The sequence below is a fragment of the Antrihabitans spumae genome, assembly GCF_043944905.1.
GTDB classification, from domain to species: Bacteria; Actinomycetota; Actinomycetes; order Mycobacteriales; family Mycobacteriaceae; genus Antrihabitans; species Antrihabitans spumae.
In genome coordinates this window covers 1-19,461 of record NZ_JBIMSN010000111.1, presented here as the reverse complement: position 1 = coordinate 19,461, position 19,461 = coordinate 1, and the positions used below count along the sequence as shown (strand labels likewise).

The window sequence follows — 19,461 nt, the reverse complement described above, 5'->3', positions numbered from 1 at the left end:
GGCCACGGGAAACGGACCCGCGGCAACGCGGGCACCGCGCCCGTGGCCGACCCTACTGCAGGGAATGGGCCGCCCAACACGGGCACACCGACGTCGACCAACTCGCCCTCGCCTGCGACTCCCACCACCAACTCGCCGGGCTCACCGACAAGCACTGGCACACCATCACCGCACCACCCGGACACTCGCACGCAGGCCGAATCCTGTGGATACCACCCGCACACGTCGATCCCCAACGAAAACCGAGAATCAACTATTACCACCACCCAGGCGACTACCTCATGGACGACGAGCCGCTCCGATGACGCGGCGGATGGTCGTACAACTACGCCTCGAGCGGGGAAACCCTTGCCACGGCGCGCATTCCGGTGCCGACGCCGAACCAGACGTCCAGCGCGGACCCGTCCCGGCGACCCAGCACCAGCACGTCCTCCCCCGCCATCAGCGGTTTGCCGTATTCGATCACGACGCGGTACGGCGGCTTCATCAAACTCGGGTCGACGGCAAGGAACTCTTCGATTGCGTGCAAGTGCACGGCGTTGTTGACGTGGCCTAGCCAATCGAGGTCGGTGATGCGCAGCGGGAAATGCATGGCATGCACATCGTCGTCGTCGGGTCCGGGCATCGGTTCGGTCAGCGCAGCTTTCCACCGCAGTCTGTGCTCGGTGGTGTGCGCCAGCATCGGCGCCATGAACTTCTCGCTCATTCGCGTCGGCAGACCGGAGTCTTCGCCGAAGTGGATGAGGAACGCCTCGGTTTCGATACGGCCACCGCGATCACCGACGATCTGGACGCGCATATTGCACCAACGATTCGACAGCGCAGAACTCCAGCGCCGCAACGTCGCGCGTTCGCCGAACACCAACGGTTCCAGCACATCGAAAACCGTTCGGCGAACCACCCAACCGCGGTGGTTGTCGCCGTCGTCGCTCACCTCGAGATGCTCGTACCCGATGTCCTGCAGATACCGCGCGACGGCATCGAGCCGCAGCCGCTGATCGGAATCCGTATCCGCCAATCGGACCGGCCACGACGTCTCGAAAGGAACCAGACCATCAGGACTGTCGGGTAGCGGAGTAGCGATCACCATCCGGCGAGTATGGCAGTTGCCACACTCGCCGCGGCGACCACGTCAGCCTCGTTTGCCCGGCCGATCCCGCTTCTCCCGCACGCGGACCGACACTCTGACCGGGCTGCCGTCGAAGTTGAACTCTTCACGCAGCCGCCTCTCGATGAAGCGGCGATAGCCTGCCTCGAGGAACCCGGTGGTGAACAGGACGAACGTCGGCGGACGCGTCGCGGCCTGCGTCGCGAACATAACTCGCGGCAGACGACCACCACGCAACGGTGGTGGCGTGGCAGCGATGACTTCCTTGAGCCAGTTGTTGAGTCGGCCCGTCGGGACGCGCTTGTCCCACGATTCGAGCGCAGTTTCCAAGGCGGGAACCAACTTCTGGACAGCGCGGCCGGTCTTCGCGGAGATGTTCACTCGCTGCGCCCACGGCACGCGGGCAAGCTCGCGATCGATCTCCTTGTCGAGCTGCAACCGTCGATCTTCGTCGACGAGATCCCACTTGTTGAACGCGATCACGAGCGCACGACCGGCGTCGGCGATCATCGACAGCACCCGCAGGTCCTGCTCTGTGAGCGGCTCGGACGCATCGATCAGCAGAATGACGACCTCGGCGGCATCGATCGCCGACTTGGTCCGCAGCGACGCGTAGAACTCCGCACCACTCGCATGGCTGACCCGCTTGCGCAGACCGGCGGTATCGACGAAACGCCACGTCTTGCCGCCGAGTTCGACAAGCGAGTCGACCGGATCGACTGTGGTACCGGCGACGTCGTGCACGACAGACCGCTCGTCACCGGACAGCCGGTTGATCAGGCTCGACTTGCCGACGTTCGGCTTACCGACGAGCGCGACGCGACGCGGACCGAGGCCCGTACCGCCTTCACGCGGCGTCTCCGGCAGGATCGCGAGAATATCGTCGAGCAGGTCACCGGTACCGCGGCCGTGCGTTGCACTGACCGCACGCGGCTCGCCGAGTCCGAGCGACCACAGCGACGCGGCCTCCGACTCGCCACGCGCATCGTCGACCTTGTTGGCGACCAGAATCACCGGGGTCGTCGACTTTCGCAGCACACGTGCCACGGCCTCGTCGGTCGTTGTCGAACCGACGACGGCGTCGACGACGAGCAGGATCGCGTCCGCAGTCGACATAGCAAGCTCGGCCTGACGCGCAACGGACTGCTGCAACCCCTTCGCATCCGGCTCCCAGCCGCCGGTGTCCTGAACCATGAACTTGCGCCCGGCCCAGTTCGCCTCGTAGGAAACACGGTCACGTGTCACACCGGGAACATCTTCGACGACTGCTTCGCGACGGCCGATGATGCGATTCACGAGCGTCGACTTTCCGACGTTCGGGCGGCCGACGACCGCAAGCACGGGCATAGGGATATGAGCATCGAGTTCGCCGTCTTCGGCGAGATCGGCAAGTTCCCAGTCCGCTTCTTCGTTCCAGATGCCGTCTCCGGCGTATTCGACGCCTACGTCTTCACTCATCGCAGGGCGCCTGTCTTCTCACACACAACGTCGTACAACCTGTCGATCACTGCTTCTATGCCCAATTCACTGGTGTCGACGATCACGGAATCGTCCGCCGGCCGCAGCGGGGAGACAGCTCGGGTGGAGTCGAGATTGTCGCGACGCTCGACGTCGGCGAGCACCGCGTCGAAGTTGTCGCCTCGACCTTGTGCGACGTTCTGCTCGTTGCGACGCTCGGCACGAGCCTGCGCCGACGCGGTCAGGTAGATCTTCACGTCCGCATCCGGCAGCACAACGGTGCCGATGTCACGACCTTCGACGACGATCCGATCAGCACTTGCCGTAAGCCGGCGCTGCAGCTCGACGAGTTGCTGACGCACCTCACCGACCGCCGACACTGCCGAGACCGCCTTGGTGACCGCGTCGCCGCGAATCTCGTCGGACACGTCGACGCCGTCGAGCAGCACGACCTCACCGCTGGGATCCGTGCCGATGGTCAACGGCAGATTCGCAACCGCCGCGACGATGGCGGCTGCGTCGGTCAGCTCGACGCCGGAACGCAGGACCTGCAGCGTCGCAACGCGATACATGGCTCCGGTGTCGAGGTAACTGGCACCGAGGCGGGTAGCAAGCCGTCGCGAGACGCTCGATTTTCCTGTGCCCGATGGTCCGTCCATTGCCACGATCAAAGGAATCTCGCTCACAGTCCAACCCCTTCGTACAGTTTGCCGACCTCGTCGCGACCGATCACGCGAAGCGTGCCCGGCCGTTGATCACCGAGCGAAACCGGACCGATGTCCGTGCGCACCAAGCGAATGACCGGGTGTCCGACGGCCTCGAGCAGACGCCGCACGATGTGCTTACGACCTTCGTGCAGAACAACTTTCACCAATGTCGAACCTTCGCCGACATCGACGATGGAGAACGAATCGACCTTCGCGGGACCGTCTTCGAGTTCGACGCCGGCCTTCAATTCCTTACCGACACCGCGCAATACGATCCCGGAGACCGTCGCCATGTAGGTCTTCGACACCTCGAAGGACGGGTGCATCAATCGGTGCGCGAGGTCGCCGTCGTTGGTCAGCAGCAGCAGACCCTCGGTGTCGGCGTCGAGACGGCCGACGTGAAATAGCCGCTGCCCCGCTGCAATTCGTTCGGCAACAATGTCGCCGACACACGGGCGACCAAGGTCGTCGGACATCGTCGACTGCCAGCCGCGCGGCTTGTTCAGCGCGAGATGAACGAGCTCTTCCTGAATCATGACGCGAGTGCCGTCGACGCGGACGACTGCCGTCTTCGGGTCGACGCGCATGCCCTGCTCGGTGACGATCCGACCGTCGACCTCGACGCGTCCAGCCTCGATCATTTCTTCTGCGGCACGGCGAGAGGCGACGCCAGCTTTCGCGAGCACCTTCTGCAACCGCACACCCTCGCCCCACGGCAACCGGGCTTGAGGGTTCGGGTTCTCCGCATTCTGATGGCGCGCAGGTTTCGCATTGTTCAACTTCGGGGCCGGCGCGGCCTTCTTACGCTCGGGCTTGTTCGACGCGGCCGCCGGGTTGGGCCGCTCGCTCGGCGCGCGACTCGGGCGGCCGGTGGGCCGATCCGATTGCGGACGGCCCGACTGCGGACGGTCTCCCTGGTAACCCCGATCGCCCTGGTAACCCCGATCGCCCTGGTAACCCCGATCCGACGGTGCACCGGAACGAGGAGCACCCGTCCGAGGTCCGTCGGTCCTTGGTCGGTCGGTACGTGGCCTATCGGTGCGCGGTCCATCGAACCTCGGACGATCGGTGCGCGGCTTGTCCGAACGAGGACCGTCGGTCCGCGGACCGTCGAACCTCGGACGATCGGTACGCGGCTTGTCCGAACGAGGACCGTCGAACCTCGGACGATCCGAACGTTCGGAACGATCCGAGCGGGGATTGTCCGAACGGCTCCGATCGGAGCGGGGTCCATCGGTTCGGGGGCCGTCGAACTTGCCCGCGCCGAACTTGGATCCACCCGTTCTTGGTGCGCCCGATTTCGATCCTCCGGCGCGCGGTGCGCCGGATCTGGATCCTCCGGCGCGCGGAGCGCCTGCTCTAGGAGAACCACCCTGCTTCGGGTCTGTTCGCTTACTTCGGTCCGGTGTGCCATCACGGCGAGCGGGTCTATTCACTTAACTTGTCCTGTCAATCTTCGGTTTCGAGATCCGGCATCGGGCCGGGCTCTGTGGCCGGATTCTTACGCATCCGGGCAAATCTATTGTCCATCTCAACACTGTCGTTGATCTCGTCGATCAGGTCGACACCCGGCAGCAGCGGTGCCAATGCGGGCAGGTCGGCCAGCGACGCCAGTCCGAGTCGCTCCAGAAAGAGCTCGGTGGTCACGTACTGAGTGCCGTTGGAATCCGGGTCTACACCGGACTCCGCGATCAGGCCGCGAGCCAGCAGAGTTCGCATCACACCGTCGACATTGACGCCACGAACACCGCTGACTCGTGCGCGAGTCAACGGTTGACGGTATGCCACAACTGCCAAAGTTTCCAAAGCGGCGCGAGTCAACTTCGACCGTGCGCCGTCGAGAAGCATCCGTTCGACGTAGGGCGCGTACTCGCTACGTGTGTAATAACGCCACCCGTCACCGACGTAGCGCAGATCGATTCCGCTACTGCGTTCGGTCAGCTCGGCCGCCATCGACTGCAACAGCTGCTCGACTCGCTCGGCGCGATCCCCGACTGCATCCGCAAGCAGTTCCGCCGAGGCGGGCGAGTCGATCACGAGCAGCATTGCCTCCAACGCGGATCGCAATGCGTCGTCGTCGAGGAGCACCGGCTCGAGGGCCACCCCGTCGTTCATGTCGACGTCGGTCACGCTCACATCCGCTTCCTCACTCATTCGTAGTCCACGTCCCTCGCCCGAACAGCCTCGCCGGAACCCGTCCAGGTGACCGCGAGTGCGCCGAGCGGATCCGGCTGTTCGAAGTCGATCGCCTTCTCGCGAAACAGTTCGAGCAGGCCGAGGAAGCGCGCGATGATCTGAACGGTCAGAGTGCAGTCGGCGGTCAGTTCGCCGAAGGACGTCCATTGCCCTTCTCCCCTTGCTTGCAGGATGTCGAGCATGAACTGCGCCTGTTCGGCGATCGAGATTTTCGGCATGTGGAGGTGGTCGAGTCCGACCGTCGGGACCTCACGTGGGCGAAATGCTGCTGCTGCAATCTGTGCGAACTGCGCCGGCGCGACACCGATCATCACCTCCGGCAGCAGACCGGCGAAGCGTTCCTCCAACGACACCGATCTCGGATATCTCCGCAGCGCGGCAGCCTCGAGTTCACCGAAGAACTGGGCAACCTGCTTGTAGGCGCGGTACTGCAGCAGCCGGGCGAACAGGAGGTCACGTGCCTCCAACAGCGCCAGGTCTTCGGCGTCCTCCACCTCGCCGGACGGCAACAATCGTGCTGCCTTGAGGTCGAGCAGGGTCGCAGCGACGACCAGAAACTCGGTTGTCTGATCGAGGTCCATCTGCGACCCCAACGCCTTCGTATAGGCGATGAAGTCGTCGGTGACGGTGTGCAGAGCAACCTCGGTGACGTCGAGTCGATGCTGATTGATCAACGTCAGCAGCAGGTCGAACGGACCCTCGAAGTTTCGCAGCCGGACCCGAAATCCACCTTGCTCAGCATCGGGTTCGGTCGTCGTCGCGACCTCGGCGGTCACGACGTGGACCGGTGGATGACCTCGCGTGCCAGCGCTCGATATGCCTCTGCGCCATGGGATTTGGGTGCCCATGTCGTGATCGGCTCACCGGCGACGCTTGTTTCGGGAAAACGGACGGTTCTGTTGATGACGGAGTCGTAGACGACGTCGCCGAACACCTCGACCACACGAGCCATCACCTCGCGGGCGTGCAACGTCCGTGGGTCGAACATCGTCACGACGATCCCGGACAGCGTCAACCGTGGGTTGAGACGATCGTGCACCTTCTCGACGGTGTCGTTGAGCAACGCCAACCCACGCAGGCTGAAGTACTCGCACTCCATCGGGATGATCACGCCCTCGGCGCACGCGAGTGCGTTGATCGTGAGCAATCCGAGCGAGGGCTGGCAATCGATGAGGATGTAGTCGTAACGGTCGACGACCGGATCGAGAGCGCGCCCGAGTGTCTGTTCCCTGCCGACTTCGTTGACAAGCTGAATCTCCGCGGCAGACAGGTCGATGTTGCTCGGCAGCAGATCCATGTTGTCGACGCGGGTTCGCATCAGTACGTCGTCGACGGAAACACGACGTTCGACGAGCAGGTTGTGCACAGTCAGCTCGAGGTCGTGATGTGCGACGCCGAGACCAGCGGACAACGCACCCTGCGGATCGAGGTCGACGAGCAGAACGCGGCGACCGTATTCGGCGAGCGAGGCACCGAGATTGATGGTCGACGTCGTTTTGCCGACGCCGCCCTTCTGGTTACACATCGCGATGATCTGGGCGGGTCCGTGACTGGACAGCGGCTTCGGCTCGGGAATGTTGCGAGCCGGGCGACCTGTCGGACCCATGACGCCTGGGGTGTAGATCGATTCGGGCTGCTCGGACTCCGCTGCGGGTCGCTGCGGTGCCTTCACGTTCGGTGCTCCCTGTCTCGAATCTTCCTGATCTGAGCGGACGTACAACTCACCCGATCCATCCCGGCTGCCACCCGGACGACGAGTGATGCCGCAACTTGGATAGAACCTACCGCCTCGTCAGCCGGAGCTGTGCCCGGACACGCATACGCACTACCGAGCCCGCGGATGAGCACCTGCCCACACCTCACGCAACGCGTTGATGGTGACCAGCGTGTAGATCTGAGTCGTCGTCACAGAAGCATGCCCCAGTAACTCCTGCACCACGCGCACGTCCGCACCACCGTCGAGTAGATGCGTCGCGAACGAGTGCCGCAGTGTGTGCGGACTCACGCCGGTCGAGATGCCGGCACGCTCTGCCGAAGTCTGCAAAACCTGCCAGGCACTCTGCCTCGACAACCTGCCGCCGCGCACGTTGAGGAACAGCGCCGGCTGAGCTCGCGATACCAATGCGGGTCGGCCACGGACCAGGTAGGCGTCGATGGCAGCAACGGCAGGCCGACCGATCGGCACCAACCGCTGCTTGCCACCTTTGCCACGTAGCAGGACCGCTCGATCCTCCACGTCGATGTCGTCGACGTCGAGTCCGACCGCTTCCGAGATGCGGGCACCGGTCGAATAGAGCAACTCGAGCATGGCTCGGTCCCGCAACGATCGTGGACCGTCGGTCGCACTCGTACCGCCCGACGCTTCGAGGAGGGAAAGGACGTCGTCGAACGGCAACGACTTCGGCAGCCGCCGACCCGGCGTCGGCGGCTTCACCGCATGGGCGACGTCTGTCGACGTGATGCCTTCCAGGGTCGCGAACTTGTGGAGTCCCCGAACAGCGATGAGTGCCCGCGCCGCCGAACTCGCCGCCAGAGCGGGCAGACCGGCATCCGGAACGCCGCGACGCAGCGACACCGTGAAGTCGGTGATGTCGGCTTCGGTCACATCCGACAGCGACGCGATTCCCCGGTCGTCGAGAAAGCCCGAATAGCGATCGAGATCGCGTCGATAGGAGCTGAGCGTGTTCTTCGCGACGCCGCGTTCTACCGCGAGATGGTCGAGGTAGGTCTGCAGCTCTCGCGCGAGCACATCAGGCCTGTTCGGCCTTGCGGTTGGCGAAGGTCGTCGGACGACCCGGCCACGGCGCATCCGCTGGCCGCGGCTCGATACCGGACGCCCGCGCCGACACCAGCGCAAGAATTCCGGCAACCGCGGTGGCGTTGGTGATCTCGCCCCGGAACGCAGCGGCAGCCGCGTCGTCGAGCGACATTCGAACAACCCGCAGGTCCGCTTCCTCGTTCTCCGGTTCCGGCTGATCCGTCGTCGTCAGATCCTCGGCGAGGTAGACGCGCAGCTCCTCGTCGGTGAATCCGGGCGACAGCACGACGTCGACGAGAACCGACCAACGCCCGGCCGCCAGGCCCGTCTCTTCGGCAAGCTCACGCTTGGCCGCAGCCAGTGGATCCTCGTCGGGGACGTCGATCAGACCGGCGGGCAATTCGAGCAGCCGCGTAGCGACGGGATGCCGATATTGATCGATCAGCACCAGCTTGTCGTCCGCGTCGAGTGCGGCGACCGCTACGGCCCCGTGATGCTCGACGACCTCACGTTCGACGACCCGACCGCCCGGCATGGCGACCTGATCCAGCCGCAACGCAAGGATCGCGCCGTCGTAGATCGTCTTGCTGGAGACCGTCTCGAACTCGTGCCTATCCGTCATTCCGCGCTTGCCGTTTCACTCTCGGCAGCGTCCGACTCCTCGGCGGCATCGTCGTCGAACTCCACCGGAAGCTGCTCTGCTGCTTTGTATTTCAGCGCAGCGCTGATAAATGCCGAGAACAGCGGATGCGGACGGGTCGGCCGACTCTTCAGCTCCGGATGCGCCTGCGTCGCGACGAAGAACGGATGCTCGCTGGCGGGCAGTTCGACGAACTCGACGAGTTGACCGTCCGGCGAGGTGCCGCTGAAGCGCAGACCACTCGACGCGATCTTGTCGCGATAGGTGTTGTTGACCTCGAAGCGGTGGCGATGACGTTCGGAGACCGTCTCGCTGCCGTAGGCATGTGCCACCACGGACCCTCTGGTGAGGACCGCCGGGTAGGCACCGAGGCGCATCGTGCCACCGAGATCAGCTTCGCCTGCGACGATGTCGACCTGATCGGCCATCGTTGCGATCACCGGATGTTCGGTGTCGGGGTCGAATTCGGCCGAGTTGGCGTCGTCGAGTCCGACCGAGCGCGCGGCCTCGATGACCATGCACTGCAGGCCGAGGCACAGTCCGAGCGTCGGGATCCCACGCCTGCGTGCGTAGCTGATCGCGCCGACCTTGCCTTCGATCCCACGAATGCCGAAACCACCGGGAATCAGCACCGCATCCACGTCGCCGAGGGCTGCCTGCGCACCGGCAGGTGTCTCGCACTGATCGGACGGAACCCAGCGAATTTCGACCTTCGAGCGGTGCGCGAAGCCACCGGCGCGCAGTGCTTCGGTCACCGAGAGGTAGGCGTCGGGGAGGTCGACGTATTTGCCGACGAGTGCCACTTCGACGCATTCACGCGACTCGTGGACCCGCTCGAGCAGATCGCCCCACACCGTCCAATCGACGTCCCGGAACGGCAGACCGAGCTTGCGGACGACGTAGGCGTCGAGCCCTTCGCGGTGCAGCACCTTGGGAATGTCGTAGATCGACGGCGCGTCAGGGGTCGAGATGCAACCGTCGACCTCGACGTCGCACATCAGCGCGATCTTGTTCTTCAACGCCGGCGGGACGTCACGGTCGCTGCGCAGGATGAGCGCATCGGGCTGAATACCTATGCTGCGCAACGCCGCAACGGAGTGCTGCGTCGGCTTCGTCTTCAACTCCCCCGACGGCGCGAGGTACGGCACGAGCGAGACGTGCAGGAAGAAGACGTTGTCGCGGCCGACATCGTGGCGGACCTGACGAGCCGCTTCGAGGAACGGCTGCGACTCGATGTCGCCGACAGTGCCACCGATTTCGGTGATGACGACGTCCGGAGTCTGGTCCTCGAGGTCCGGACCGCTCATCGCGAGGATGCGAGCCTTGATCTCGTCGGTGATGTGCGGAATCACCTGAACCGTGTCGCCGAGGTATTCGCCTCGTCGCTCCTTCGCGATGACGGTCGAGTACACCTGACCGGTCGTCACGTTCGCGAAGCCGGAGAGGTCGCGATCGAGGAAGCGCTCGTAGTGGCCGACATCGAGGTCGGTCTCCGCGCCGTCCTCGGTGACGAACACCTCACCGTGCTGGAACGGATTCATGGTTCCTGGATCGACGTTGAGATACGGATCCAATTTCTGCATCGTCACGCGCAAGCCGCGCGCGGTCAGAAGTTGCCCGAGGCTCGACGCCGTCAGTCCCTTACCGAGAGAGGATGCGACACCACCGCTGACGAAGATATGTTTGGTGGCTATACGCGATTGCACGCGTGATTGATGCGCGCTCGAGTTCTGCACAGACGCTCCCGTGATGACGCTGCAGGTCTTGGCTCTGCGAATGGTGCTGGGGCCTGCTGTCCCACGGGACTTCACGGTAACACTTGCGCGCACGTTCGACCCAACGACGCACTCTTGGCGTGTCGCTGAGGTCCTCGTCTGCTAGCTCGGCAGCGCCCCCACCGTCACGGCGGTCGCCTTCGGACCCGTGCCGTAACGACCCGATGCGCCGGTCAACTGTTCTTGTAGCGCAAGCACGCTCGTGATCCGTCCGGCCTCACGATCGACGTTGTCGACCGTCGACGCCGTCGAGGCAAGTGCGGCATCGGCTCGTGCGACGGCGATTGCACCGTTGCCCTCCGCCGAGCCGGGCCTGCCCGCGAGAACGGTGCCTGCCCCACGCGAATCCAACGCTCCGGCGAAACGAGCCACGATCGCGCCTCGGTTGCCTTCGCCGCCTGTCGTGCCGCCGGTGAGGACTATGGCCAGCTGCGCAGGCCGAACCTGGTCGTATTCGACGAAGCCGCCGCCGCGCAACGTATCCAGCGCGAGCGTCAGTTCCTCGGGCGAGCTCTGTGGCTGCGCCGTCTCGGGGTTCAGCAGCAGGACGGACCCGAGCAGATCGCCGGCGATGCTGCCCTGATCGACGGCACCCGTTCGCAACTGCACACCGGCCGGAATGACGTTCGTCAATGTGGTGCGAAGCCGATCGCCATTGGCGGGATCGACGAACGCGTCCGTGAGACCAACCCTGCCCGAGACACTCGCACCTGCTGCCTCGACCGACTTCACGACGCCGTCGAGGTCGGCAGGGTCGGCGTCCGGTGTCGTGAAGATGACGACCGACCGCTGAGCAAGAGCGTTCTGCAGAATCCGTCCGGCGTTCGCTGCTTCGAAACTGTCGGACGAACCGAGGGCGATCTGTAGCTGGTTGTTCGTGTTTTCGAGCTCGTCGACCGTGCCTTGCAGGCCGCTCTTGTCGTCACGCAAGCTGGACAGCACGCCGGATGCGATCGTCTGGGACCCGAGCACTACCCCGATGGCAAGTGCGAGAAAGATCCCAGCGATCGAAATCGCATGTTGCCGTAGAGATATCACTCGAGCAGCCCCTGCGCCCACGTGACGAAGCTGTTCCAGGTTGCAATCGCCCAATCGAGCGTCTCACCACCCATGTTCGACGCGACGAGGGCGACGATGACGGCGACGAGCGCAGCCATGATGAGCAGTGCGATCGCACCACCGGACACTCGGCTGCGATACAGCGTCGCGACTGCCTTTGCGTCGACCAGTTTGGCGCCGACCTTGAGACGCGTCAGGAAGGTCGCCGGATTGCTGTCGCGGCGGCCACGATCGAAGAATTCGTCCAGCGTCGCTGCTGCGCCGACCGTCACGATCAACGCTGCACCGTGGTGGTCGGCGAGCAGTAGTGCCAGGTCCGCTGGTGAGCCGGACGCGGGGAAGGTGACGGCACCGATACCGAGGTCCTGGATCCGCTCCAGACCCTTGGCGTGGCCGTCCGAGTCGGCAGGCAGCACCACTTCGGCGCCGCTGCGCAACGTCGCGGTCGTGATGTCTTCCGGATCGCCGACGATGAGGTCGGGTCGGTAGCCGGCCTTCATCAACGTGTCGGCAGCGGTTCCGACGCCGATGAGAATCGGTGCGTATTCCTTGATGAACGGCTTGAGGTTCTTGAGGTCGGCGACGTGATCGGGTCCGTCTGCGACGACGACGACGTGGCGGTCCTTGAGATTGAGGTCGATATCCGGAACGCCGATGCCGTCGATCAGCAGTGGGCTCTCGGTACGAACGAACTCGATCGTGTTGCCGGAGAACGCTTCCAAGTGCGCCGCGAGGCCGCTCTTGGCTTCGATCATCCGATCCGAGATCTCGGCTTCGGTGAGTTCACGTCCCTCGGCGAGACGACGCTCCCCCGCGTAGACATTGCCCTCGTCGAGCCGGATCTTCGAACCGTCCTTGACCTTCTTGAAGACGTCGTCGTTGGTCGCATCGATCAGCGAAATGCCGTTCGCGACAACGACCTCCGGGCCGAGGTTGGGGTAGCGCCCCGAGATGGACGGCGACGCGTTGACCACCGCGAGCACGCCGGCTTCGACGAGTGCGTCAGCGGTGATTCGGTCGAGGTCCAGTTCGTCGAGGATCACGATGTCGCCCGGACCCACCCGGCGTAGCAGCCGGGCGGTGTTGCGATCGACTCTGGCAATGCCGCTGACTCCGGGCAGCGACTCGGTGCTTCGGGACAACAACGCCGCAAGTTTCATGACCACGATGATGGCCGTGGTACACCTCCAGATCGTGGAGGCGCGCCGAATCAACTACCACATCAGTCACATGGGCACCAACTGATCGACCGAAATCCAGGCTCGAGCCGGCCTGGATAGGCTGAGCCGACTCTTCGAAAGGATTCAGATGGCCAGCTACACCGTCGACACCGTGATCGAAGCACCACGTGACGTCGTTTACAGCATCTTCGCCGACCGTGAGAACAACGGCGACTTCCTGCCGATCTCGACCCGGCTCAAGTCCGCAGGCACCACCGAACGCCAGGGCGTCGGCGCCGTGCACTTCCTCGGCCTCGGCCCGCTAGGCGTGTCGGAGCAGATCGTCGACCTCGTCCCCGGTGAGCGGATCGTCTACAAAATCGTCGCCGGCGCACCGGTCAAGCGCCACGTCGGAACGATCGCGTTCACCGACGCCGCGAATGGCACGCGCGTGGTCTACACGATGGAATCCGAGCCCAAGCTGCCCGTTCCGAGCAAGGTGCTCTCGCTCGGCCTCAAGGCGCTCATCGGTGCATTCGTCTCCGGTGCACGCAAGGAAGCAGCCAAGCGGGCCTGATCAGGTCAGCTGTTCACGCACAACGCTCTGCATTCGCCGTCGCTAGTAGTTCCTCGGCATGGGCGCGGCCGGTCTCGGTGTCATCGAGGCCGGCCAGCATCCGTGCCAACTCTTTGACCCGCTCTTCGTCGGTCAACGCTTTCACACCGCTGTTGACGACGCCCTTGGCGTTGTCGGACTTGTCGACCACAAGGTGCGTGTCGGCGAACGCCGCCACCTGCGGTAGGTGCGTCACGACGATCACCTGATGGGTGCGCGCCAAACGCGCGAGCCTGCGACCGATCTCGACGGCCGCTCGGCCACCGACGCCGGCGTCGACCTCGTCGAACACCATCGTCGCCCCACGGTCCGAACCTGCAAGCACAACTTCCAGCGCCAACATGACTCGCGACAACTCACCGCCTGATGCGCTCTTGCTGATGGGGAGCGACTGCGCCCCCGAATGCGCCGACAACCTGAACTCGACCTCGTCGACACCCGCGGAACCGGCATGCACGTCACGGCCGTCGATGACCAGCGGTGCCGAATCCTGTGGTCCCGCAGGCAGTTCGCGGACCTCGACCTCGAGGCGGGCTTTGCCCATGGCCAGGCCGCCGAGCTCGGTGCTGACCGCCTTCGACAACTTCGCAGCGGCCTTGACGCGTGCGGCGGTCAGCTTCGTCGCTGCAACCGCAAGCGCAGCTGCGTTCTCGTCGACCTTCGTCGCGAGGTCTGCGAGCGCTTCGGCGGAGACGTCGATCTTGGTCAACCGCTCGCGGGCCTCGTCGGCCCAAGCGAGCACGCCGTCGACGTCGGCTGCGTACTTTCTCGTCAGCTGCTTCAACTCTGCTTGACGTATCAACAGAGTGTCGAGGGCGTTCGGGTCCGACGGCAGATCCGCCAGATACGACGTCAATTCCGCAGACAGATCGCTGACGATCGCGATCGCCTCGTCCAGGCGCGGACCCAATGCCCGCAACGCCGGATCCTCGATGCTCTCCACCTTCGACCGTGCCGACCCGAGTAGATCGAGAGCACCATCGGCGTCGGACGACGGACCGAAATCCGCATCCGCACCAACCAGAGCGCCCTGCGCACCCGTAGCTGCCTCACGCAGCGAATCGAGTTCGCTCAGCCTGCGCACCTCGCCGACGATCGTCACGTCTTCGCCTGGTTGCGCAGCAACGTTGTCGATTTCGGTCAGCGCGAACTGCAGCCTGTCGGCCTCCTGCGCGAGTTCTCGGCTCTTTTGTGTTCGCTCGAGCAACTGGGTTCGGGCATCGAGCCACTTTCGACGCAGCGTCACATATTTGGTCACCAGTGGACCGACGGAATCCGCAGCGAACCGGTCGAGAGCGTTTCGCTGCTGCTCCGGCTTGAGCAGTCGGAGCTGATCGTTCTGGCCGTGCACGGTCAACAGCGGACTTGTGAACTCCGAAAGCACGCCTGCCGGCACACTGCGACCGCCAAGGTGCGCGCGCGACCTGCCGTCGCTGCCGACCGTCCGCAACGCGATGATGCTGCCGTCCTCGTCGGCCTCACCACCCGCTGCTTCCAGCACTCGAGCGACCTCTGTCTGCGCGGCCTCGTGCACGTCGTCGATCGTGAAGCGCCCCTCCACAACCGCACGTGTCGCACCGAGTCGCACTCGGCCCGGGTCGGCGCGGGCGCCGCTCAGCAGATGCAGACTCGTGACGACCATCGTCTTGCCTGCGCCTGTCTCGCCGGTGAGAACCGTCAATCCCTCGTGGAACTGGGCACTCGCCTTCGAGATGACGCCGAGGCCATCGATCCGAATTTCCGCTAGCACTTGTTAATTCTTCCTTCCGCGCCAACCCGTGACGGGCAGCTCGAATTTACGAACCATCCGATCGGCGAACGGCGCTGAGTCCAGCCGTACCCACCGCACCGGATTGTTGCCCCGCACGGCTTCGACCCGTCCACCTCGTGGCAGTCTCATGGTCCGGCGTCCGTCGAGAAACACCAACGCATCGTGGCCCGTCGCAACGGATTCGACGGCGATCACCGATTCCGGGCTGGTGACCAACGGACGAGCGAACAGTGCATGGGCATTGCTCGGGATGACGAGTATCGCTTCGAGTTCGGGCCACACGACAGGTCCACCTGCCGAAAATGCGTATGCAGTCGACCCGGTAGGAGTCGAGATCAGCACGCCGTCGCACCCGAAAGCAGACACGGGCCTACCGTCGACTTCGAGGACGACTTCGAGCACGCCGAGGCGTGATTCGTTTTCTATGCTTGCCTCGTTCAGCGCCCACCCACGATCGACCACCTCGTCGTCGAGGGTGACCACAACATCGATCGTCATCCGGTTCTCGACTCGGTAATCGCGCCGAACCACCTGTGCGAGTGCAACATCCAGGTGCTCTGCCTCGGCCTCCGTCAGGAAACCGATCCGACCGAGGTTGATTCCGAGGACCGGGATCGACGCGACCTGCGCGAGTTCGGCAGCCCGGAGAAAGGTGCCGTCGCCGCCGAGTACGAGGACCATTTCACACCCGACCGCAGCGTCGGGCTTCGCTTCGACAACTGTGACGCGACGAGCCGATGTGCCCGATTCCTCGTCCGGAGTCTGCTCTATCTGCGTGCTGTATGCCTCGTCCGCGAGCACTCTGATCGCGATGCCTGCATCGGCAAAAATCTTCGCAACCCGGTGCGCGGTGTCGGAGATGTCGGTGCGACCGGGGTGCGCAACCACCAGAATCTCCCGACGCTCCTGCGCCGACTCGTTCACTGTGGACCCTCCTGGATCGCTGTGGCGATAAGTGCAGATACTCGTGCCTCGTCGTCGGGCTCCTGCGCTGCACCGGCGCGGAGCCACAGGAAATATTCGACATTGCCGGACGGACCCGGCAGCGGACTTGCGACCACTCCGAGCGTCCGAAGCCCAAGGGCAGCAGCAGATTTCGCAACGTCGAGAACAACTTCGGCACGCAACGCAGGGTCACGGACTACGCCACCTGCGCCCACCCGCTCTTTACCGACTTCGAACTGCGGTTTGACCATCGGAACCAGGTCGGCGTTCGGGGCGACGCACGCTGCCAGCGCAGGTAGTACCAAGCTCAACGAGATGAAGGACAGGTCGGATACAACGACTTCGACGGCTCCCCCGATCGCGTCGGCGTCGATCGAGCGGACGTTGGTTCTGTCGAGAACGCGAACTCGGTCGTCGGACTGCAGGCGCCACACCAACTGGCCGTAGCCCACGTCGACGGCGACAACTTCGGACGCGCCACGTTGGAGAAGAACGTCGGTGAATCCGCCCGTCGAGGCTCCTGCGTCGAGGCAGCGCTTGCCGTCGACCCTGAGCCCGTGTGGTTCGAAAGCCGCCAGCGCACCGAGTAGTTTGTGTGCACCTCGCGACGCCCAGGACACTTCGTCCGGGATGTCTTTGACGAGCAAGGGGGTGCCTGGCTCGACCGCTGTCGCAGCCTTGGATGCAACCGAACCGCCGATGAGGACGCGTCCGGAGCCGATCAGCTCCACAGCATGCTCGCGCGAGCGCGCAAGACCTCTCCGCACCAGCTCGGCGTCGACCCGCGCCCGCCGGACCACCTCAGATCTTGTCCACGGTGGCCAGCGCTGCGACCAACACGTCGTGCGCCTGTTCCAAGATTTTCGCCTGCTCGGGAATCGACTCCAGACGCGTTCCGTCTTCGAGCGTCGAGGTACCGAGCCGCCCGAGCAGGGCTTCGACCTCCGCATGTACTTCGTGCGGATCTGCAAACGACATGGTCGGATCGCCCGGGTGGTTGGGTCCGGGCAGGTGGTGTCCTGGTCGAGGTATCGGCATGCTCATCGGCGTCAACGCTAGTCGATATCGCGAGGCGGTGCTGGCAACGAAACGGCCAGCGTGGACGTGCGATCCGACTGGTTCGTCCATGATCGGACAGCGTCCTCGGCTTCCGGCGACGATGTGACGACCGCTCCGAACTCAGGGTGCGCCCACGCGATCGCGGCGGTCACAGCCAGAGCAGCGGTCGCGTCCCCCGAACCGGACAGTTCGATATCGGTTCCGGTGAACTTCGCCGACCAGCTGTCGCCAGGGTCAGAGCTCGGTTGATCGAGCGACGCCAGCGAGAACGCGAGATATGTGGGTCGGCGGTCAGGGAGTGCCCGTAACAGGTCGTCTGCGGTGCTGACGCCCGAAAGAACGAGAAGTGAGTCGAGACCGACAGTGTTGGCACCCTCGATGTCGGTGTCGAGACGATCTCCGACGACCATGGCAGATCGAGTTCCACTGCGCTGCAATGCATCTTCGAGCAGCGGCGCTGCGGGCTTGCCCGCGACGATGGGGTCGCGATCGGTCGCCGCCCGCACTGCGGCGACCATCGAACCATTGCCTGGTGCGAGTCCACGTTCGGTCGGGAGCGTGGCGTCGGTATTGGTCGCGATCCACAGCGCACCGGCCCTGATTGCGAAGGCAGCCTCGGCCAGGGCGGGCCACGCTGTCTCCATCGAATGCCCTTGGACGACCGCGGCAGGCTCGTCGTCCGCGCTCCGGACAGCGACGAGGCCGAGAAGTTCTACCTCGTCGGCCAGTGCCTGCGTGCCCACGATCAGCACTTTCGATCCTGATTCGAGACGCTCGGCGAGCAGCCGCGCAGCTGCCTGCGAACTCGTCACCACGTCGTTTTCCGACGCGACGAATCCGAGATCGGACAGGTGGCGCGCAACGGCCGCCGGGCTTTTGCTGGCATTGTTCGTGACGAAAAGCAGTCGCTCAGTAGATCCTTCGAGGGCCTGCACAGCGCCTGGCACTACGTCGCTCCCCCGGTACAGCGTGCCGTCGAGGTCGAGCAGAAGGCATTCGTAGCCCTGCCGAAGCGGAGCCGATGTCGACGCTGCCGGTGTCGAAGCTGCCGGTGTCACTCGCCGCCGCCGGACAGTTCCGCGACGCGCTCCTCCGCATCGGTATCACCTTCGAGATCTGCGGACGCCGAGTTGAGGAACCATTTGACACCCTCGTCGGTACGCCCGGCCGCGACGAGCGCATCGGCGTAGGCGTAAAAGAGGCGCGCGGGGCCAGGACCCGTTCGAGCTGGGTCCAGGTCTGCGGTCTGCAGGGTCACGACGGCCTGGTCGTATTCGCCGAGGTCCATTCGAGCACCTGCAACGACGATCCGCAGTTCGCTTGCGTCGTCGCCCGTCAGTGCGCGGGCTTCATCGCTACGACCGAGTTCGATGGCACGCTCGGGGCGGCCGAGGCCACGTTCGCAGTCGGCCATGACAGCCAAAAGTCCTGGGCCGCCTGCCATTCGGCGTGCGGCGCGCAGTTCGGACAACGCCTCAGCCCACTCGCCCGCGTGGTAGGCAGCAACGCCTGCAGTTTCGCGTACGACAGCAATTCGACCCGCCCGCTGCCGTGCGGCGCGAGCGTGTGCAAGTGCGAGGCGCGGGTCGTCGTCGAGCAGATTGGCGACCATGACCAGGTGCCGTGCAACGGCTTCGGCGTTGGACTTGTCGAGGCTGAGCAGATCGCGACGTACAACTGCGTCGAGGTCGCTCGGTGTGATGTCGTCGGGTAGGTCGGGCTCTTCGGGACGTGGTGGCCGGCGTCCGGCCGAGCTGTCACCCAAGCGGCCCGCGAATCCGCCTTCGCCACCGCGACGACGAGGACCGTCCTGACGGGGTCCGCCGCCTTGGCCGGCTCCGCCTTGCCTGTTGCCGCCGTACGAACCGCCGCGACCACCTGATGCGCCTGCGCCGCCCGTCCTGCCTGCACCACCACTGCGGTCCGATCCGGAGCCACTTCCGCTATTGCTGCCGCGATCTCCCTGTGCACCATCGCGGCGTCCGCTCGATGGATTTCCACCACGGAAGGACTTGCGATCACCACTTCGGTCCGTCACAGTCGATTCCTCTCGCGCCGCTCTGTTGTTGAACCGCTCTGTAATTGAAGATTTGTGTTCGATATCAATCATTTGCCGTATCGAGCAAATTCGTTCGTTGACCAATTTTAGGCACAAATGACGAAAGGGGACCCAGTTGTCTGGGTCCCCTTTCGGAAAGTATGTTCGGCG

General features: G+C 64.4%; 19 protein-coding genes and 1 pseudogene. 2 read left to right on the top strand and 18 right to left on the bottom strand.

The genetic code is table 11. The features are described 5' to 3' along the window. Positions 1 to 305: pseudogene (locus ACHIRB_RS23310) on the top strand (hypothetical protein); the annotation flags it as partial. Between the two features lie 20 nt (positions 306 to 325). Here ACHIRB_RS23310 and ACHIRB_RS23305 read toward each other — a convergent pair. The 12 genes from ACHIRB_RS23305 to steA form a co-directional block, all read right to left on the bottom strand. Then, the gene (locus ACHIRB_RS23305; protein WP_199708544.1) at positions 326 to 1,090 is read right to left on the bottom strand and encodes an acyl-[acyl-carrier-protein] thioesterase; all 765 of its coding nucleotides are present in this window, start codon (positions 1,088 to 1,090) and stop codon (positions 326 to 328) included. Positions 1,091 to 1,132: 42 nt separating this feature from the next. Continuing rightward, on the bottom strand, positions 1,133 to 2,566 hold the full coding sequence (gene der, locus ACHIRB_RS23300; protein ID WP_395118173.1) for a ribosome biogenesis GTPase Der: 1,434 nt from the start codon (positions 2,564 to 2,566) through the stop codon (positions 1,133 to 1,135). Beyond that, on the bottom strand, positions 2,563 to 3,225 hold the full coding sequence (gene cmk, locus ACHIRB_RS23295; protein WP_395118178.1) for a (d)CMP kinase: 663 nt from the start codon (positions 3,223 to 3,225) through the stop codon (positions 2,563 to 2,565). Before cmk ends, der begins: the two co-directional genes overlap by 4 nt. A 23-nt stretch (positions 3,226 to 3,248) precedes the next feature. Next, a complete protein-coding gene (locus ACHIRB_RS23290; protein ID WP_395118171.1) occupies positions 3,249 to 3,974 on the bottom strand; it encodes a pseudouridine synthase in 726 nt (241 codons plus the stop codon). Positions 3,975 to 4,722: 748 nt separating this feature from the next. Beyond that, on the bottom strand, positions 4,723 to 5,388 hold the full coding sequence (gene scpB / locus ACHIRB_RS23285; RefSeq protein WP_395118176.1) for an SMC-Scp complex subunit ScpB: 666 nt from the start codon (positions 5,386 to 5,388) through the stop codon (positions 4,723 to 4,725). 35 nt (positions 5,389 to 5,423) lie between these two features. Then, the gene (locus ACHIRB_RS23280; RefSeq protein ID WP_395118169.1) at positions 5,424 to 6,317 is read right to left on the bottom strand and encodes a segregation and condensation protein A; all 894 of its coding nucleotides are present in this window, start codon (positions 6,315 to 6,317) and stop codon (positions 5,424 to 5,426) included. Then, positions 6,242 to 7,093: a ParA family protein gene (locus tag ACHIRB_RS23275; RefSeq protein ID WP_307829972.1), complete on the bottom strand. Its 852-nt coding sequence runs from the start codon at positions 7,091 to 7,093 to the stop codon at positions 6,242 to 6,244. The genes ACHIRB_RS23280 and ACHIRB_RS23275 overlap by 76 nt, the downstream gene beginning before the upstream one ends. Before the next feature lie 201 nt (positions 7,094 to 7,294). Further along, complete coding sequence (gene xerD, locus ACHIRB_RS23270) at positions 7,295 to 8,278, bottom strand: site-specific tyrosine recombinase XerD (protein WP_199708539.1); 984 nt, start codon at positions 8,276 to 8,278, stop codon at positions 7,295 to 7,297. Further along, on the bottom strand, positions 8,220 to 8,849 hold the full coding sequence (locus ACHIRB_RS23265) for an NUDIX domain-containing protein (RefSeq protein WP_395118167.1): 630 nt from the start codon (positions 8,847 to 8,849) through the stop codon (positions 8,220 to 8,222). The genes xerD and ACHIRB_RS23265 overlap by 59 nt, the downstream gene beginning before the upstream one ends. After that, entirely contained in the window at positions 8,846 to 10,603 is a 1,758-nt protein-coding gene (locus ACHIRB_RS23260) for a CTP synthase (RefSeq protein WP_395118165.1), read from the bottom strand. Before ACHIRB_RS23260 ends, ACHIRB_RS23265 begins: the two co-directional genes overlap by 4 nt. Positions 10,604 to 10,744: 141 nt before the next feature. Beyond that, the gene (locus ACHIRB_RS23255; RefSeq protein WP_395118163.1) at positions 10,745 to 11,680 is read right to left on the bottom strand and encodes a copper transporter; all 936 of its coding nucleotides are present in this window, start codon (positions 11,678 to 11,680) and stop codon (positions 10,745 to 10,747) included. After that, positions 11,677 to 12,861 carry a putative cytokinetic ring protein SteA gene (gene steA, locus ACHIRB_RS23250; RefSeq protein ID WP_199708536.1) on the bottom strand — a complete coding sequence of 395 codons (1,185 nt, stop codon included), beginning with the start codon at positions 12,859 to 12,861 and terminating at the stop codon, positions 11,677 to 11,679. Before steA ends, ACHIRB_RS23255 begins: the two co-directional genes overlap by 4 nt. 148 nt (positions 12,862 to 13,009) lie before the next feature. On the opposite strand from steA, the gene ACHIRB_RS23245 reads away from it, so the two are divergent. Beyond that, the gene (locus ACHIRB_RS23245; RefSeq protein WP_395126287.1) at positions 13,010 to 13,438 is read left to right on the top strand and encodes an SRPBCC family protein; all 429 of its coding nucleotides are present in this window, start codon (positions 13,010 to 13,012) and stop codon (positions 13,436 to 13,438) included. 13 nt (positions 13,439 to 13,451) lie between these two features. Here the strand turns inward: ACHIRB_RS23245 and recN are convergent, their stop codons facing one another. Genes recN through ACHIRB_RS23215 form a run of 6 tightly spaced genes read right to left on the bottom strand, consistent with a single transcriptional unit; the run spans position 13,452 to position 19,290 of the window. Continuing rightward, a complete protein-coding gene (gene recN, locus ACHIRB_RS23240) occupies positions 13,452 to 15,227 on the bottom strand; it encodes a DNA repair protein RecN (RefSeq protein WP_395118159.1) in 1,776 nt (591 codons plus the stop codon). Positions 15,228 to 15,230: 3 nt separating this feature from the next. After that, positions 15,231 to 16,172, bottom strand: a complete 942-nt coding sequence (locus ACHIRB_RS23235) for an NAD kinase (RefSeq protein WP_395126286.1) — start codon at positions 16,170 to 16,172, stop codon at positions 15,231 to 15,233. Beyond that, entirely contained in the window at positions 16,169 to 16,993 is an 825-nt protein-coding gene (locus ACHIRB_RS23230) for a TlyA family RNA methyltransferase (RefSeq protein WP_395118155.1), read from the bottom strand. The genes ACHIRB_RS23235 and ACHIRB_RS23230 overlap by 4 nt, the downstream gene beginning before the upstream one ends. A gap of 1 nt (position 16,994) precedes the next feature. Then, entirely contained in the window at positions 16,995 to 17,237 is a 243-nt protein-coding gene (locus tag ACHIRB_RS23225) for a hypothetical protein (protein WP_395118153.1), read from the bottom strand. Positions 17,238 to 17,248: 11 nt separating this feature from the next. Next, positions 17,249 to 18,310, bottom strand: coding sequence for an HAD-IIA family hydrolase (locus tag ACHIRB_RS23220; protein WP_395126285.1), 1,062 nt, complete (start codon positions 18,308 to 18,310; stop codon positions 17,249 to 17,251). Next, positions 18,307 to 19,290: a tetratricopeptide repeat protein gene (locus tag ACHIRB_RS23215; RefSeq protein WP_395126284.1), complete on the bottom strand. Its 984-nt coding sequence runs from the start codon at positions 19,288 to 19,290 to the stop codon at positions 18,307 to 18,309. The genes ACHIRB_RS23220 and ACHIRB_RS23215 overlap by 4 nt, the downstream gene beginning before the upstream one ends. Positions 19,291 to 19,461: the final 171 nt, after the last annotated feature.

Excerpts from the sequence above, each read along its gene's own strand:
- ACHIRB_RS23305 (WP_199708544.1), bottom strand. The coding sequence starts at position 1,090 with ATGGTGATCGCTACTCCGCTACCCGACAGTCCTGATGGTCTGGTTCCT.
- der (WP_395118173.1), bottom strand. The coding sequence starts at position 2,566 with ATGAGTGAAGACGTAGGCGTCGAATACGCCGGAGACGGCATCTGGAAC.
- cmk (WP_395118178.1), bottom strand. The coding sequence starts at position 3,225 with ATGGACGGACCATCGGGCACAGGAAAATCGAGCGTCTCGCGACGGCTT.
- scpB (WP_395118176.1), bottom strand. The coding sequence starts at position 5,388 with ATGAACGACGGGGTGGCCCTCGAGCCGGTGCTCCTCGACGACGACGCA.
- ACHIRB_RS23280 (WP_395118169.1), bottom strand. The coding sequence starts at position 6,317 with ATGGGCACCCAAATCCCATGGCGCAGAGGCATATCGAGCGCTGGCACG.
- xerD (WP_199708539.1), bottom strand. The coding sequence starts at position 8,278 with ATGCGCCGTGGCCGGGTCGTCCGACGACCTTCGCCAACCGCAAGGCCG.
- ACHIRB_RS23265 (WP_395118167.1), bottom strand. The coding sequence starts at position 8,849 with ATGACGGATAGGCACGAGTTCGAGACGGTCTCCAGCAAGACGATCTAC.
- steA (WP_199708536.1), bottom strand. The coding sequence starts at position 12,861 with ATGAAACTTGCGGCGTTGTTGTCCCGAAGCACCGAGTCGCTGCCCGGA.
- ACHIRB_RS23245 (WP_395126287.1), top strand. The coding sequence starts at position 13,010 with ATGGCCAGCTACACCGTCGACACCGTGATCGAAGCACCACGTGACGTC.
- ACHIRB_RS23225 (WP_395118153.1), bottom strand. The coding sequence starts at position 17,237 with ATGAGCATGCCGATACCTCGACCAGGACACCACCTGCCCGGACCCAAC.